This is a genomic window from Streptomyces sp. NPDC056161 (assembly GCF_042268025.1).
Classification (GTDB): domain Bacteria; phylum Actinomycetota; class Actinomycetes; order Streptomycetales; family Streptomycetaceae; genus Streptomyces.
Map to the genome: position 1 here is coordinate 21,406 of NZ_JBHJUV010000020.1, position 15,655 is coordinate 37,060.

The following is a 15,655-nucleotide window of genomic DNA, read 5'->3' on the forward strand; positions in this document are numbered from 1 at the left end:
CATGTCTGCTGCCGCTCAGCACCGCCGTCACCGCGTCAACCGCCTCGCTCGCACCCTCGCGGTGGCCGGCACGGGCGCCGCCGTACTCGCCCTGCCTCTTATCGGCGCCGCCGGCGCCCACGCGGCCACCACCGCGACCACGACGGCCGTCAGCGGGACCACGACGGCCCTGACGACGGCCGGATACACGAACAACCTCGACGGCTGGATCCGCGAGTCGCTCGCCGTCATGGCGCGCAACAAGATCCCGGGCACCTACAACGGCATCTACCGCAACATCATCCGCGAGTCCTCGGGCAACCCCCGTGCCATCAACCTCTGGGACTCCAACGCGGCCAAGGGCATCCCGTCCAAGGGCCTGCTCCAGGTGATCGACCCGACGTTCCGGGCCTACCACGTCGCGGGCACGTCCAACGACATCTACGACCCCGTCGCCAACATAACGGCCGCGTGCAACTACGCCGCCCACCGCTACGGCTCGATCGACAACGTCAACAGCGCCTACTGACGGACCCGCCGCTCACCGAAGAACCGTTCGCGGAAGAACCGTTCGCGGCGTTCACGGAAACAGTCGTTCGAGGACGACGGCCACGCCGTCGTCCTCGTTCGACGTCGTGATCTCGTCGGCCACCGCCTTGAGTTCGGGGTGTGCTCCCCCCATCGCCACCCCGTAGGCGGCCCACCGGAACATCGGGATGTCGTTCGGCATGTCGCCGAAGGCGACGGCCCGGTCCGCGCCCAGTCGCAGGTGCTCCGCGGCCAGCGCCAGACCGGTGGCCTTGGTGATGCCGCACGGCTGCAACTCCACTGTCCCCGGCCCCGACATCGTGACGTTCGCCAGGGAGCCCACGACCGCGCGCGCCGTCGTCGCCAACTCGTCGTCGGACAGCGCCGGATGCCGCACCAGAACCTTGCTGATGGGCGCGCACCACAGATCATCGCGCCGCTCGACGCGTACCGCGGGCAGCGTCGGATGCGGCATCAGATACCCGGGTTCGATGAGCGTGAGCCCGTCCACCCCGTCCTGGTCGACGGCCGCGTACACCTCCCCCACCTCGGCCTCGATCTTGCCGAGCGCGGTCTCGGCCAACTCCCGGTCCAGGGTGACCGACCACAGCAGGCGGTCCGCGCCGGCGTCGTACAACTGCGCGCCCTGTCCGCACACCGCGAGCCCCTCGCCGCCGAGTCTGTCGAGCAGCGGCCGTACCCGCGGCGCGGGGCGCCCGGTGACCACCAGGTGCCGGGCACCGGCCCGCGCCACGCGCGCGAGCGCGGCGAGGGACCGGTCGGAGAGGGTGTCGTCACCACGCAGGAGCGTCCCGTCGAGGTCGGTGGCGACGAGTGAGAATGCGGGAGGAGCGGCCATGATCCGAGAATACGGACAGCGCGCCGCTCCGACTCACGTCCGCTTCCCGCCCCTCCTCGCCGCGCCGTGGCGTCCGTCTCCTCTTCCCACGCCCCTTCTTCTCCTCCCGCTCCCCTTCTCCTCCTCCCACTCCCCTTCTTCGCGCCCTCGCGCCCGTCTCCCGTACGTTCAGCGACCCTTCCCCCTGTGCAGTCGTGACGCGGAGGCGGCGGCCGTCTCAGCCGTGGGCCGCCACCAGGTGTCTGGCCAGACGCGGGGAGGCGAACTCGGTGCCGCACACGAAGCGCATCACCGGTCCGTAGGAGGCCGCGGCGGGCAGGCCGGTGAAGTAGAGGCCGGGGACCGAGGAGACGTATCCCGGGCCGAGCTTCGGAGTGCCGCGGCTGACGGTCAGCCGGGTGCGAAGCCCATGGGCCAGGAAGCCCATCGCAGCTATGTCGACGCGGTAGCCGGTCGCCGCGATGACGTGGTCGGCCACCAGTCGGCCGGTGGCACCGGCACGGGTACGGACCGTGAGAACCGGGGCCCCGTCGAGGGCTTCCGCACCCAGGACACGGTCGATCTCCTCGACCCGCACCTTGCCCTCGAAGCGGTCCCGCAGCCACCAGGCGCCGAGCGGGCCGAGCACCCGGCGGACCAGATAGTGCCGGGTGCGGGCAGGGAGGTAGCGGTAGGGCTGCGGGTAGTGGCTGAGGGCCCACAGCGACCAGGCTCGGCCGAACGGTGACCCGGGGCGCAGCCGCGGCTGACGCCATGGAGGGGCGCCGAAGCCGACGCGGCGCCGCGCGACCACCCGTACCCGCGCGCCCGCCTCGGCCGCCAGCGCCGCCGTCTCCAGCGCGGACTGGCCGGCGCCCACGACGATCAGCTCCTGGCCGGCGAACCGGGTGAGGTCGTGGTGCTGGCAGCTGTGGGACACCGGGCCGGTCGGGGCGGGCCCGTCCGTCGCGGCGGCGGCCAGCTCCCGGGGCAGATGGGACAGGCCCGACAGACCGGTGGCCACCACGACCGCGCGCGCCGTGAACGACTCGCCCGAGTCCAGCTCGACCTCGAAGCCGCCGTCCGGGCGGTGGTCGACCGAGACGACCCGGACCCGTTCCAGGCCGGGCACCAGTTCCCGCTGGAACCACTCCCCATAGGAGACGAACGTCTCGACGGGGACGATGTCCTCGTCGCCGACCAGCCGCGCCATGCCCGCGACGGCGCAGTAGTCGGCCAGGGTGTGGCCGCGCCGCGGTGCGTCGATGGTGGAGGCCGCCGGGGTCGACTTGAGGAGCATCCCGGCGGGCATGTGGTCGCGCCAGCTCACCATGGGGTCGCCGAAGACGCGCACGGGGATCCCGCCCGCCTTGAGGTGGGCGGCGGTGGACAGGCCGAAGGGCCCGGCACCGATGACTGCTACCGGTCGGATCACGAAGTCCCTCCCCAGGACGTGGTACCTACTTCGTGCACTTCGCGTACTTCATGTACTTCATGTACTTGATGCACTTCATGCACTTCACGTGCTTCACGCACTTCACGTGCTTCACGCACTTCACGTGCTTCACGTGCTTCACGTGCTTCACGTGCTTCACGTGCTTCACGTGCTTCACGTGCTTCACGTGCTTCACGTGCTTCATTCATGTCGCGCGCTTCGTCCGCTTCATGCACTTGGTGGAGGTGGCGGTTCCGCCGCTGCGGTTGCTCCGCCACAACTGATAGAGGTGCTTCGCGCCCGGCCGCACGAACCGCGCGAGCATGGTGAGGAACGGCAGCGGATCGTCACCCGCGAACCAGGCGAGTTCCGTCCCGCTCGGCCGGTTCGGGGCGTGCGGCGTCGTATAGCCGCTGCGGTGGTAGGCGATGAGGGCGGCCAGGTCGATGTTCTCCACGACATAGCGGCGTCCGGCGCGCTGCTCCCCCTCCGGAACGGGACGGCCGGTCAGATCCAGGTGCAGGGCACGTACGACGTCCACCCCCGCCCCGTTCTCGAAGAGCCGGAACTGGGCGCCCATGCGGGGGTTGAAGTCGAGGAGCTTGTACCGTCCGTCGCGCCGGTCGTAGCGCAGGTCGAGGTCGACGATGCCGCTGAAGCCGATCTGCTTGATGAAACGCACGGCCAGATCCGCGAGTTCCGGATTGTCGACGACGTACGCGTGCGCCGTCATGCCCGCGTGCGGCGGCCAGGAGCGCACCTTGACGCCCGTGAACAGAGCGAGCGGCGTCGAGTCCGCGGCGAAGCAGGCGTGCACGATCCAGTCCTCGGCCTCCTCCCGCGGCAGGTACTCCTGGAGGATGACACCGGGCCGCTCGCCCCAGTCACGCGCAAGGGTGAGCAGCCCGGCAGGGGTGGCGATCTTGGTGGTGCCGTTCACGGCGGGCCGCCGACGCCGTACGAACGCCTCGCGGTTCTTGGCCACCACCGGGAACCGGGCCCGCTCGGCGAACTCCACGACCTCGTCGTACGACCGCGGAAAGGACGCCACCGGACTGGGCACACCGTGCTGTGCGCACAACTCGTGCAACCCCTGCTTGCTGGCCAGGCGGCGTGGCAGGCGGGGATCGACCCGCGGGAAGAGGAACCGGTCCGCCAGCACGTCCTGGTGCTCGGCGATCAGGACGGCCGCCTCCTCGTCGGTGGGGATGAGCACGGCGGGCCGGCCGATGCGCCGGCCGACCCGCAGCAGACCCTCCACCAGGTAACCCGGTTCCTCCGCACCGCTCGTCGGCCAGACGAACGCGCGCTCCAGATAACGGGAGGACGCCGCGGGCGTGTAGCGGTCCTCGGTGATCGCGTACATGGGCACCCCCAGTCGGCCCAGGCTGCGGATCGCTCCGACGCCACCGTGGTGCAAGGGGTAGTCACCGAACTTGACGATCAGGCCGGGCACCTCACGGTCCGCCCGGAAAGGCATGCTGACGGCATCGCCGGCCACGGGTCCCCCCACGTGTCCCCCCACGGACCGGACCCACCCCGTCCGCGTCCCCCGAAGGACGCTAAGCCGGAATTGCCCCCTCCGACAACAAGCCCTATTTGGACATTGCGAACTCTTTAGACACTGCCCTGGAAGGCGCCACACCCGTAACGTGTGCCGCGAACCATGGCACCCCTGGCCATGCACGGCACGGATGAGAGCGAGGCACCACCCATGCCCCCCTTCGACGTCCCCGAGGGCGACACCTTCGGCCCGCACAACCTCCCGTACGGCGTGTTCTCGCCCCTCGGCAGCCAGGAGCGGCGAGTCGGCGTCCGGCTCGGCGACCACGTGCTCGACGCGGGGGCCGCGGCCGCCGCGCTCGGCTCGCCGTATGTCTCCCTGCTCGCACGACCCACCCTCAACCCGCTGCTCGCCGCGGGCCGCACGGCGTGGTCGGACGTGCGGCGCGCGCTGACCGCGTGGGTGACGGTCCCCTCCCACCGGGAGACGATCGAGCCGCTGTTCCACCCGCTGTCGTCGGTGACCCTGCACCTCCCCTTCGAGGTCGCCGACTACGTCGACTTCTACTCCTCCGAACACCACTCCCGAAACGCCGGCCGGATCTTCCGCCCCGATGCCCCGGAGCCGCTGCCCCCGAACTGGAAACACCTGCCGATCGGCTACCACGGCCGCTCCGGCACGGTCGTGGTCTCCGGCACCGAGGTGGTACGGCCGTCGGGACAGCGCAAGGCCCCCGCCGACCCGGCCCCGGTCTTCGGGCCGACGGTGAAGCTGGACATCGAGGCCGAGGTCGGCTTCGTCGTCGGGATGCCGTCGCGGCAGGGCGAGCCGGTGGGGCTGGGCGACTTCCGCGCACACGTCTTCGGGCTGTGCCTCCTCAACGACTGGTCCGCGCGGGACATCCAGGCGTGGGAGGCCGCGCCCCTCGGCCCGTTCCTCGGCAAGTCCTTCGCCACCTCCGTGTCGGCCTGGATCACCCCGCTGGAAGCCCTGGAGGAGGCCCGGGTGGCACCCCCACGGCGCACCCACCCCCTGCTGCCGTACCTGGACGACTCCGACTCCGACTCCGGCGACGAGCCCGGCGGGTACGACCTGCGGATCACCGTCGCGGTCAACGGCCACGTGGTCTCCGAACCGCCGTTCTCCACCATGTACTGGACGGCGGCCCAGCAGTTGGCGCACATGACGGTGAACGGCGCCTCCCTGCGCACCGGCGACCTGTACGGGTCGGGCACGGTGAGCGGACCTGAACCGGCCCAGCGCGGTTCCTTTCTCGAACTGACCTGGAACGGGCAGGACCCGCTGGAACTCCCCGACGGCAAGCGGGCGTTCCTGGAGGACGGGGACGAGGTGACGCTCTCGGCCTGGGCACCGGGCCCCGGCGGTGCCCGGGTGGGACTCGGCGACGTCACCGGCCGGGTCGTCCCACGCGTCTGACCGCGGACCGGCCGCCGCCGCGTCACCACCGCGGCCCCGGAACGCCGAGCCGCCACCCAGCCGAGGCCGCCCGCCGACCCGCCGGGCCGCCGGCTCACCTCGTCGAGGGATCCGGGTGATCCCGCGCGGCCAGGCTCCGCCGACCCCAGGCCGACGGGCACCCGGCCCTGACCTCGAAGCCGCCATCCCCTGACCTCACCGTCAGCCCGACGCGAACTCGTCACCCACCCCGCCCCCCACCCGTATCAGCCTTCGCCTTCGACCACTGAGCAGCGTTCCGCGCAGCACAGGCCCTCGGCTCCGGGCTCCGGGCTCCGGCTCCGGGCTCCGGGCTCCGGGCTCCGGGCTCCGGGCTCCGGGCTCCGGGCTCCGGGCTCCGGGCTCCGGGGGAATCGTCGCCGCCGGTACGTTCCTGGCACCGGCCGGAGGTGGCCGACCGAGTGGGCCAGGCGTGGGCGGACGGTTCGCCGCGCCGAAGGCCGGACCACCGGAACCGAGCGGGGCCGGACCACCCGAAGCGAGCAGGGTCGCACCACCGGGGCCGGGCGGGGTCGGACCGCCGGAACCAGAGGAGCCAGACCACCAGGACCGAGCAGGGCCGGACCGCCGGAGCCGGACGGGGCCGGACCACCGGAGCCGGACGGGGCCGGACCACCGGAGCCGGGCGGGGTCGGACCGCCCGAACCCGGCCACCGGAACCGAGCGGGACGGTCCACTGGCCCCAGCCTGCGCGGACCGCAGGAGCCAGACGCGGCAGTCCGCCCGTGCAGGGCCGGGCGGGCCGGGCGGTACGCCGTTGCCAGGCCGGGCTGTACGCCGAAACCCGGCACGGCAGTCGCGGCAGTCCGCCCGTACGGGGCCGGGCGGGGCGAAGGCGGAGCCCCGAGCCACCACATCCCCCGTTCGTCCCGACTCGCCCCCTTTCGACCCGGCCAGACCCCACCCCGTCTCCTGCCACCCCGCACCCCCAACCGAGTCGACAGGCAACGCAAGCCACAGGAAAGGCGGCCCGGAGCCCGACAAACGCGGCGCCGGATCGGTCTCGACCCCTGACTCCAGCCGCCCGACCCCGTCATACTGGCGAGCGGGACATCGCACCACCCGATGCGCCGGTTCCCACGCACCACCAGACACCCGTTCCGCTTCGACCAGGAACCGGAGCCCCCGGCATGACCGTCTGCCTGCTCCTGCTGAGCGTCGTCACCCTGACGTTCGCCGTGCCGGCGCCCCGTGCGCTGACCCGGGCCGCCTGGCCCGAACGGGAGCCCGTGGTCGGACTGTGGGCATGGCAGTGCCTGGTCGCCACGGTGCTGCTCAGTTGCCTGGCCGGGCTGACGCTGGGTGCCGCGGCCGTCTTCCACACCGTTCGTGATCACGTCTTCGCCCCCGCTCCCCCTTCTGTCACCGCCGCGTACGACCTCTCCGCCACCCCGGTCTGGGCCGGCGCTCTCACCGTGCTGCTGGCCTGCGGCGCCGCCTGGACCACGGCGATGCTCGCCCGCGAGCTGGTCGAGGCGCGCCGGAGCCGCGACCAGACCCGCGCGCACCTGCGCGAACGCGCCCCCGACCTGCCCGCCGGGCTGCCCACGGCGCGCGGACCCATGCTGGTGCTGGAGGACGAGTACCCCGACGCCTGGTGGATGCCGGGCCATCCGCCGCAGCTGGTGGTCACCACCGGTGCGCTGCAACGTCTCACCGATCACCAGTTGGACGCTGTCCTCACCCACGAACGCGGCCACGCCCGCGCCCACCACGACTGGCTGCTGCATCTGTCCACCGCACTGGCCACCGGCTTCCCCCGGGTCCCGCTGTTCGCCCACTTCTGCGACCAGACCCACCGCCTGGTCGAACTGGCCGCCGACGACACGGCGTCGCGCCGCTGCGGACACCTCACCACGGCCCTCGCCCTGATCGAGCTGAACCAGCACCGCGGTGTTCTGACCTGCGCCTCCAGCCGACGCTTGCTGGGAGAGCGGGTGGACCGCCTGCTGGAGCCCCCGCCCCGGCTGCTGCGCCGACACCGGGCCCTGACCACGACGGTGGCCGCGCTGGTGCCGCTGCTGCCCCTGCTGATCACCTTCGCCCCGGGGCTGACGGCGCTGTCCTGACGCTGACCGCACAGCCCCGGTACGGCCCTCGTCCAGGAAGGTCCGGGGGAACCGGAGAAGGGGTGCAGGAGAGGCCCCAGGAGAGGCACCAGGCCCCCGGAAGAGGCCCTGGAGAGGCCCCAGGAACTCCTAGAACCAGTCCTCCGGCTCAGGCTCCGGTTCGGCGTCCGGGTCGGGCCAGGCGTCGTCCGCCGCCGCCCCGCCCCCTGCTGCGGCAGCGGCAGTGGCAGTGGCAGTGGCAGTGGCAGTGGCAGCAGGTTCCCCGGCCGCGGACGGGGCACCGAGCCCGGACAGCACCTCGATCACCCCGTCCCCGTACGTCGTCAGCTTCTTCTCACCGACGCCGCCCACCGTGGCCAGCTCCCGCACCGACCCGGGCCATCTGGTGACGATCTCCCGCAGGGTCGCGTCATGGAAGATGACATAGGCAGGAACGCCCTGCTCACGAGCCTGGTCGGCGCGCCAGGCGCGCAGCGCCTCGAAGGCGGGGAGCAGTTCCGCCGGCAGCTCGGCCACGGCCGCCTTGGGCTTGCGGTCGCCCCGGCCGGACGCCGAGGACGCCGAGGACGACGTGCGTGCGGCAGCCGGCTTCTTCGGCTCCTTGCGCAGCGGCACCTCCCGCTCCTGCCGCAGCACCGTGCCGCTCGCCTCGGACAGCACCAACGTGCCGTACTCCCCCTCGACCGCCAGCAGCCCCTGGGCGAGCAGCTGCCGGATCACCCCCCGCCACTCGCCCTCGGCCAGGTCGTCCCCGATGCCGAAGACGGACAGCTGGTCGTGGTCGAACTGGATGACCTTGGCGGTGCGTTTGCCGAGCAGGATGTCCACGATCTGTAGGGCGCCGAACTTCTGCCCGCGCTCCCGTTGCAGCCGCACGACGGTCGACAGCACCTTCTGCGCGGCGATCGTGCCGTCCCAGGTCTCGGGCGGGGTGAGGCAGGTGTCGCAGTTGCCGCAGCCCGCCGGGGCGGAATCCTGGCCGAAGTAGGCGAGCAGTCCGCCGCGCCGGCAGCCGGCCGCCTCGCACAGCGCGAGCATCGCATCCAGGTGGGCCGCGGCCCGGCGGCGGAACGCCTCGTCGCCCTCGCCGGACTGGATCAGCTTGCGCTGCTGTACGACGTCGTTGAGCCCGTAGGCCATCCAGGCCGTGGAGGGCAGTCCGTCCCGGCCCGCGCGGCCCGTCTCCTGGTAGTAGCCCTCGATGGACTTGGGCAGGTCGAGGTGGGCGACGAACCGCACGTCCGGCTTGTCGATACCCATGCCGAAGGCGATGGTCGCCACCACGACCAGGCCGTCCTCCCGCAGGAACCGTGACTGGTGCGCCGCGCGCGTGCCCGCGTCCAGGCCCGCGTGGTAGGGCACCGCCTCGATGCCGTTGCGGCTCAGGAACTCCGCGGTCTTCTCGACCGAGTTGCGTGACAGGCAGTACACGATGCCCGCGTCGCCCGCGTGCTCCTCGCGCAGGAAGGCGAGCAACTGCTTCCTGGGGTCGGCCTTGGGCACGATCCGGTACTGGATGTTGGGCCGGTCGAAGCTCGCCACGAAGTGCCGGGCCGACGGCATGTTCAGCCGCTGCGTGATCTCCTCGTGGGTGGCGCGGGTCGCCGTCGCCGTCAGCGCGATCCGCGGGACGTCCGGCCAGCGCTCGCCGAGCAGGGACAGGGCGAGGTAGTCGGGGCGGAAGTCGTGGCCCCACTGGGACACACAGTGCGCCTCGTCGATCGCGAAGACGGAGATCTTGCCGCGGGAGAGCAGGTCGAGGGTGGAGTCCAGACGCAGCCGCTCCGGGGCGAGGTAGAGCAGATCCAGCTCCCCCGCCAGGAACTCCGCCTCCACCACGCGCCGCTCGTCGAAGTCCTGGGTGGAGTTGACGAACCCGGCACGCACGCCGAGCGCCCGCAGCGCGTCCACCTGGTCCTGCATCAGCGCGATGAGCGGCGAGACCACGATGCCCGTACCGGGTCTGACCATGGCCGGGATCTGGTAGCACAGCGACTTGCCGCCACCGGTCGGCATGAGGACGACCGCGTCCCCGCCCGCCACCACGTGCTCGATGACCGCTTCCTGCTCGCCCCGGAATGCCTCGTACCCGAAGACCCGGTGCAGCGTGGCCAGCGCCTCGCTCTCTGTCACCCCTGGCATCTCGCCGATCCCGCCCGTCACGCCCATCGCCGTGCCCCCGTACGTCGTCCTTCGACCACTGCCTCCACGATAGGGGTCCGAACCGACAGCCCCGGAGTTATCCACAGGCTTCGACCCACCCCACGTCAAGGACACGACACTCGTTCACACGTTCGCGGGGAACCTGCCCGTTTCCGGCGGATAGTCTGATTGCACCGGCGAGACTCCGTCCCATTGACCGCGAGACCAAGCCCCTGAAGTACGCCCGAGCGAAGATCCCTCACTACTGGCGGGTCGAGAACGAGAACGGCCGCGCCGCCGTGCACGCCTTCGAGCTGGAGCCGACGACCGGCACCTACGCCAGCGTGGGGATCTTCCGTGAGCGGATGAAGGTGGACGTCCCGTTCCCGGTCGACCTGGACCTCACCCGGATCAGGACGCGCCACGGCGGGACGCGGTGACCCGGTACCAGGCAGACGGCGGCGGCCCGGCACCCCCGAGCGTTACCGGGCCGCCGCCGCGTCACACGCTTGGCGCGTCGGCACACGGAGATCGACGTGCGACGGTCAGCGCACGAAGACGCCCGCCTGGTTCGCCAGATCCAGGAAGTACTGCGGTGCCACGCCGAGCACCACCGTGACGGCGACGCCGATCCCGATCGCCGCCATCGTCAGCGGCGACGGCACCGCGACGGTCGGGCCCTCCGGCTGGGGCGCGCTGAAGAACATCAGCACGATCACCCGGATGTAGAAGAACGCCGCGATCGCCGAGGAGATCACACCGATCACCACCAGCGGAGCCGCACCGCCCTCGGCCGCCGCCTTGAACACGGCGAACTTTCCGGCGAACCCGGAGGTCAGCGGAATGCCCGCGAAGGCCAGCAGGAACACCGCGAACACGGCCGCGACCAGCGGCGAACGGCGGCCGAGCCCGGCCCACTTGGACAGGTGCGTCGCCTCACCGCCCGCGTCGCGCACCAGGGTGACCACGGCGAACGCGCCGATCGTCACGAAGGAGTACGCGAGCAGGTAGAAGAGGACGGAGGAGACGCCGTCCTTCGAGGTCGCGATGACACCCGCGAGGATGAAGCCCGCGTGCGCGATCGACGAGTACGCCAGCAGTCGCTTGATGTCGGTCTGGGTGATCGCGACGATCGCGCCGCCCAGCATGGTCACGATCGCGACCGCCCACATCACCGGGCGCCAGTCCCAGCGCAGGCCGGGCAGGACGACGTACAGCAGCCGCAGCAGCGCGCCGAACGCGGCCACCTTGGTGGCCGCCGCCATGAAGCCGGTCACGGGGGTCGGCGCGCCCTGGTAGACGTCCGGGGTCCACATGTGGAACGGGACCGCGCCCACCTTGAACAGCAGGCCCATCACGATCATCGCGCCGCCGATCAGCAGCAGCGCGTCATTGCCCATGGTGTTGGCCAGGGCCGGGTCGACCGTGGTGACCGTGCCGTCGACGACCTGCGCGATCGTCGCGTACGACACCGAGCCCGCGTAGCCGTACAGCAGGGCGATGCCGAACAGGGTGAACGCGGAGGCGAACGCGCCCAGCAGGAAGTACTTGACCGCGGCCTCCTGCGACATCAGCCGCTTGCGGCGGGCCAGCGCGCACAGCAGGTAGAGCGGGAGGGAGAAGACCTCCAGGGCGATGAACAACGTCAGCAGGTCGTTCGCCGAGGGGAAGACCAGCATGCCGGCGATCGCGAACAGCAGCAGCGGGAAGACCTCGGTGGTGGTGAACCCGGCCTTCACGGCCGCCTTCTCGCTGTCACTGCCGGGCACGGAAGCCGCCTGCGCGGCGAACGAGTCGACCCGGTTGCCGTGCGCCTCGGGATCCAGGCGCCGCTCGGCGAAGGTGAACAGGCCGACCAGACCGGCCAGCAGGATCGTGCCCTGGAGGAACAGGGCCGGTCCGTCCACGGCGATCGCGCCCATCGCCGCGATGTGCGCCTTGGTCGTACCGAATCCGTCGGCCGCGAGCGCGACCACCGCGGCGAAGGCGGCGCACAGCGCCACGACGGACACGAACACCTGGGCGTAGTAACGGGACCTGCGCGGCACGAACGCCTCGATCAGCACCCCGACGATCGCCGCGCCGATGATGATCAGGGTCGGTGACAGCTGTCCGTACTCGATTTTCGGCGCGTCGATCTTCGAGATCGGGTCGGCCACGGTTGTCCACAGGCTGTGGACGGCTGCTGCGCTCACTTGGCCGCCTCCACCTCGGGCTTGGGGTCGGTCTTGTGTACGTCGGACATGGTCTGTTTGACCGCCGGGTTGACGATGTCCGCGACGGGCTTCGGGTAGACGCCCAGGAAGATCAGCAGCACCACCAGCGGGGCGACCACCAGGACTTCCCGCACCCGGAGGTCCGGCATCCTGGCGACCTCGGCCTTCACCGGGCCCGTCATCGTGCGCTGGTACAGCACGAGGGTGTACAGCGCGGCGAGGACGATGCCGAAGGTGGCGATGATGCCGATGACCGGATATCGCGTGAACGTGCCGACCAGGACCAGGAATTCACTCACGAAGGGCGCGAGGCCCGGCAGGGACAGGGTCGCGAGTCCGCCGATCAGGAACGTGCCGGCGAGCACCGGGGCGACCTTCTGCACTCCTCCGTAGTCCGCGATGAGCCGCGAGCCGCGCCGGGAGATCAGGAAGCCCGCGACCAGCATCAGGGCGGCCGTCGAGATGCCGTGGTTGACCATGTAGAGGGTGGCACCGGACTGGCCCTGGCTGGTCATCGCGAAGATGCCCATGATGATGAAGCCGAAGTGCGAGATCGACGCGTAGGCCACCAGACGCTTGATGTCCCGCTGGCCCACGGCGAGCAGCGCCCCGTAGATGATGCTGATCACCGCCAGGACGAGGATGACCGGAGTCGCCCACTTGCTCGCCTCCGGGAACAGCTGGAGGCAGAAGCGGAGCATCGCGAAGGTGCCCACCTTGTCGACGACCGCGGTGATGAGGACGGCGACCGGGGCGGTGGCCTCCCCCATGGCGTTGGGCAGCCAGGTGTGCAGCGGCCACAGCGGCGCCTTCACCGCGAAGGCGAAGAAGAAGCCCAGGAACAGCCAGCGTTCGGTGCTGGTCGCCATGTGCAGTGAGCCGTCGGCCCGTGCCTGCGCGATCTCCTGGAGGCTGAAGTTCCCGGCGACCACGTAGAGGCCGATCACCGCGGCCAGCATGATCAGACCGCCGACCAGGTTGTAGAGCAGGAACTTCACCGCCGCGTACGACCGCTGCGTCGCCGCCGCCTTCTCGCCGTGCTCGTGGGCTCGGTCCCCGAAGCCGCCGATGAGGAAGTACATCGGGATCAGCATGGCTTCGAAGAAGATGTAGAAGAGGAAGACGTCGGTGGCCTCGAAGGAGATGATCACCATCGCCTCGACGGCCAGGATCAGGGCGAAGAAGCCCTGGGTCGGCCGCCAGCGGCGGCTGCCGGTCTCCAGCGGGTCGGCGTCGTGCCAGCCCGCCAGGACGATGAACGGGATCAGCAGGGCGGTCAGGGCGATGAGGGCGACCGCGATGCCGTCCACACCCAGCTCGTACCTGACCCCGAAGTCCCTGATCCAGGAGTGGGACTCGGTGAGCTGGTAGCGGTCGCCGCCCGGGTCGAAACGGACCAGGATGACGATCGCCAGGGCCAGCGTGGCCAGCGAGACCAGCAGCGCCAGCCACTTGGCGGCGGTGCGCCGCGCGGCCGGTACGGCCGCCGTGGCGACCGCCCCGACGGCCGGGAGCGCCGCCGTCACTGTCAGCAGGGGAAAGGACATCGGTATCAGACCGCCCTCATCAGCAGGGTCGCGGCGACCAGGAGTGCCGCACCGCCGAACATCGAGACCGCGTAACTGCGCGCGAAGCCGTTCTGCAGTCGGCGAAGCCGTCCGGACAGGCCGCCGACGCCGGCCGCCGTGCCGTTGACCACTCCGTCGACCAGGGTGTGGTCGACGTACACCAGGGAGCGCGTCAGGTGTTCGCCGCCGCGGACCAGGACGACGTGGTTGAAGTCGTCCTGGTACAGATCGCGCCGGGCGGCCCGGGTGAGCAGCGAGCCACGCGGGGCGACGACCGGGACCGGCTTGCGGCCGTACTGGAGGTACGCGACCGCGACGCCGAGGACCAGCACCACCAGGGTGGCGCCGGTGACCACGCCGGCGCTGACCGGGGGATGTCCCTCCGCATGGCCGGTGACCGGCTCCAGCCAGTGCAGGAAGCGGTCACCGATGCTGAAGGCCGCGCCGCCGAAGACCGAGCCGACGGCCAGCACGATCATCGGGATCGTCATGACCTTGGGCGACTCGTGCGGGTGCGGCTCGTTGCCGTTCTCGTCGGGCTGCCAGCGCTTCTCACCGAAGAACGTCATCAGCATCACGCGGGTCATGTAGAACGCGGTGATGGCCGCGCCGAGCAGGGCCGCGCCGCCGAGGATCCAGCCCTCGGTGCCGCCCTTGGCGAACGCCGCCTCGATGATCTTGTCCTTGGAGAAGAAGCCGGACAGGCCCGGGAAGCCGATGATGGCGAGGTAGCCGAGGCCGAAGGTGATGAAGGTGACCGGCATGTACTTCCTGAGGCCGCCGAACTTCCGCATGTCGACCTCGTCGTTCATGCCGTGCATGACCGAACCGGCGCCGAGGAACAGCCCGGCCTTGAAGAAGCCGTGCGTCACCAGGTGCATGATCGCGAAGACGTAGCCGATCGGGCCGAGGCCCGCCGCCAGCACCATGTAGCCGATCTGCGACATCGTCGAACCGGCCAGGGCCTTCTTGATGTCGTCCTTCGCGCAACCGACGATCGCACCGAACAGCAGCGTGACCGCGCCGACGACCGTGACGACGAGTTGCGCGTCCGGTGCCGCGTTGAAGATCGCGCCGGAGCGGACGATCAGGTAGACGCCCGCGGTCACCATCGTGGCGGCGTGGATCAGGGCCGAGACCGGGGTCGGGCCCTCCATCGCGTCCCCGAGCCAGGACTGCAGCGGCACCTGGGCGGACTTACCGCAGGCGGCGAGCAGCAGCATCAGGCCGATCGCGGTGAGCTTGCCCTCGCCGGCGTCAGCGGCGTGGCTGAGGACCGGCTCGAAGGCGAACGTCCCGAACGTCGTGAACATCAGCATGATGGCGATCGACAGGCCCATGTCGCCGACCCGGTTGACCAGGAACGCCTTCTTCGCCGCGGTCGCCGCGCTGGGCTTGTGCTGCCAGAAGCCGATCAGCAGGTAGGAGGCGAGACCGACGCCCTCCCAGCCGACGTACAGCAGCAGGTAGTTGTCGGCGAGGACGAGCAGGAGCATCGCCGCGAGGAACAGGTTCAGATAGCCGAAGAAGCGGCGGCGCCGCTCGTCGTGCTCCATGTACCCGACCGAGTACAGGTGGATCAGCGACCCGACACCGGTGATCAGCAGGACGAAGGTCATCGACAGCTGGTCGAGGCGGAAGGTGACGTCCGCCTGGAAACCGGCGACCGGGATCCAGCTGAACAGGTGCTGGATCAGGGTGCGGTCCTCGGCGCCCTTGCCGAGCAGGTCGGCGAAGAGGATCACACCGATCACGAAGGAAGCCGTCGACAGCAGTGTGCCGATCCAGTGGCCGACGGCGTCCAGGCGCCGGCCACCGACCAGCAGGACGGCCGCGCCGAGCAGAGGCGCCGCGATCAGCAGCGCAATCAGGTTCTCTGCGTTCATACGGTTCAGTGCCC

At 70.8% G+C, this 15,655-nt stretch carries 11 protein-coding genes and 1 pseudogene; 4 read left to right on the forward strand and 8 right to left on the reverse strand.

The window, feature by feature from the left end; translation table 11 throughout:
- The first annotated feature begins 1 nt into the window (after window position 1).
- Window positions 2-508 (forward strand): transglycosylase SLT domain-containing protein, encoded by a 507-nt coding sequence (locus ACFC09_RS19905; RefSeq protein ID WP_376529899.1) that lies wholly within the window; start codon window positions 2-4, stop codon window positions 506-508.
- Between the two features lie 51 nt (window positions 509-559).
- On the opposite strand, the gene ACFC09_RS19910 is transcribed toward ACFC09_RS19905, so the two are convergent.
- From ACFC09_RS19910 to ACFC09_RS19925, 4 genes are all read right to left on the reverse strand, one after another.
- Window positions 560-1,366: an HAD family hydrolase gene (locus ACFC09_RS19910; RefSeq protein ID WP_376529901.1), complete on the reverse strand. Its 807-nt coding sequence runs from the start codon at window positions 1,364-1,366 to the stop codon at window positions 560-562.
- Window positions 1,367-1,583: 217 nt separating this feature from the next.
- The gene (locus ACFC09_RS19915; RefSeq protein ID WP_376529903.1) at window positions 1,584-2,780 is read right to left on the reverse strand and encodes an NAD(P)-binding domain-containing protein; all 1,197 of its coding nucleotides are present in this window, start codon (window positions 2,778-2,780) and stop codon (window positions 1,584-1,586) included.
- On the reverse strand, window positions 2,777-2,989 hold the full coding sequence (locus ACFC09_RS19920; protein ID WP_376529905.1) for a hypothetical protein: 213 nt from the start codon (window positions 2,987-2,989) through the stop codon (window positions 2,777-2,779). Before ACFC09_RS19920 ends, ACFC09_RS19915 begins: the two co-directional genes overlap by 4 nt.
- Window positions 2,986-4,260 carry an ATP-grasp domain-containing protein gene (locus ACFC09_RS19925; RefSeq protein ID WP_376529907.1) on the reverse strand — a complete coding sequence of 425 codons (1,275 nt, stop codon included), beginning with the start codon at window positions 4,258-4,260 and terminating at the stop codon, window positions 2,986-2,988. The genes ACFC09_RS19920 and ACFC09_RS19925 overlap by 4 nt, the downstream gene beginning before the upstream one ends.
- 234 nt (window positions 4,261-4,494) lie before the next feature.
- Here ACFC09_RS19925 and fahA point away from each other — a divergent pair, with 234 nt between their 5' ends.
- Together fahA and ACFC09_RS19935 are read left to right on the forward strand one after the other, a co-directional pair.
- The gene (fahA, locus tag ACFC09_RS19930) at window positions 4,495-5,721 is read left to right on the forward strand and encodes a fumarylacetoacetase (RefSeq protein ID WP_376529909.1); all 1,227 of its coding nucleotides are present in this window, start codon (window positions 4,495-4,497) and stop codon (window positions 5,719-5,721) included.
- A 1,169-nt stretch (window positions 5,722-6,890) separates the two neighbouring features.
- The gene (locus ACFC09_RS19935; RefSeq protein ID WP_376529911.1) at window positions 6,891-7,829 is read left to right on the forward strand and encodes a M56 family metallopeptidase; all 939 of its coding nucleotides are present in this window, start codon (window positions 6,891-6,893) and stop codon (window positions 7,827-7,829) included.
- Window positions 7,830-7,958: 129 nt separating this feature from the next.
- Here the strand turns inward: ACFC09_RS19935 and recQ are convergent, their stop codons facing one another.
- Entirely contained in the window at window positions 7,959-9,998 is a 2,040-nt protein-coding gene (recQ, locus tag ACFC09_RS19940; RefSeq protein WP_376529913.1) for a DNA helicase RecQ, read from the reverse strand.
- Window positions 9,999-10,186: 188 nt separating this feature from the next.
- Between recQ and ACFC09_RS19945 the strand changes: the two are divergent.
- Window positions 10,187-10,411, forward strand: a pseudogene (locus ACFC09_RS19945) (Uma2 family endonuclease); the annotation flags it as partial.
- Between the two features lie 105 nt (window positions 10,412-10,516).
- On the opposite strand, the gene nuoN reads toward ACFC09_RS19945, so the two are convergent.
- Genes nuoN through nuoL form a run of 3 tightly spaced genes read right to left on the reverse strand, consistent with a single transcriptional unit; the run spans window position 10,517 to window position 15,641 of the window.
- Window positions 10,517-12,166, reverse strand: coding sequence for an NADH-quinone oxidoreductase subunit NuoN (nuoN, locus tag ACFC09_RS19950; RefSeq protein ID WP_376529915.1), 1,650 nt, complete (start codon window positions 12,164-12,166; stop codon window positions 10,517-10,519).
- Window positions 12,163-13,734 carry an NADH-quinone oxidoreductase subunit M gene (locus ACFC09_RS19955; protein ID WP_376529917.1) on the reverse strand — a complete coding sequence of 524 codons (1,572 nt, stop codon included), beginning with the start codon at window positions 13,732-13,734 and terminating at the stop codon, window positions 12,163-12,165. Before ACFC09_RS19955 ends, nuoN begins: the two co-directional genes overlap by 4 nt.
- A gap of 5 nt (window positions 13,735-13,739) precedes the next feature.
- Window positions 13,740-15,641 carry an NADH-quinone oxidoreductase subunit L gene (gene nuoL / locus ACFC09_RS19960; protein ID WP_376529919.1) on the reverse strand — a complete coding sequence of 634 codons (1,902 nt, stop codon included), beginning with the start codon at window positions 15,639-15,641 and terminating at the stop codon, window positions 13,740-13,742.
- Between the last annotated feature and the right edge of the window lie 14 nt (window positions 15,642-15,655).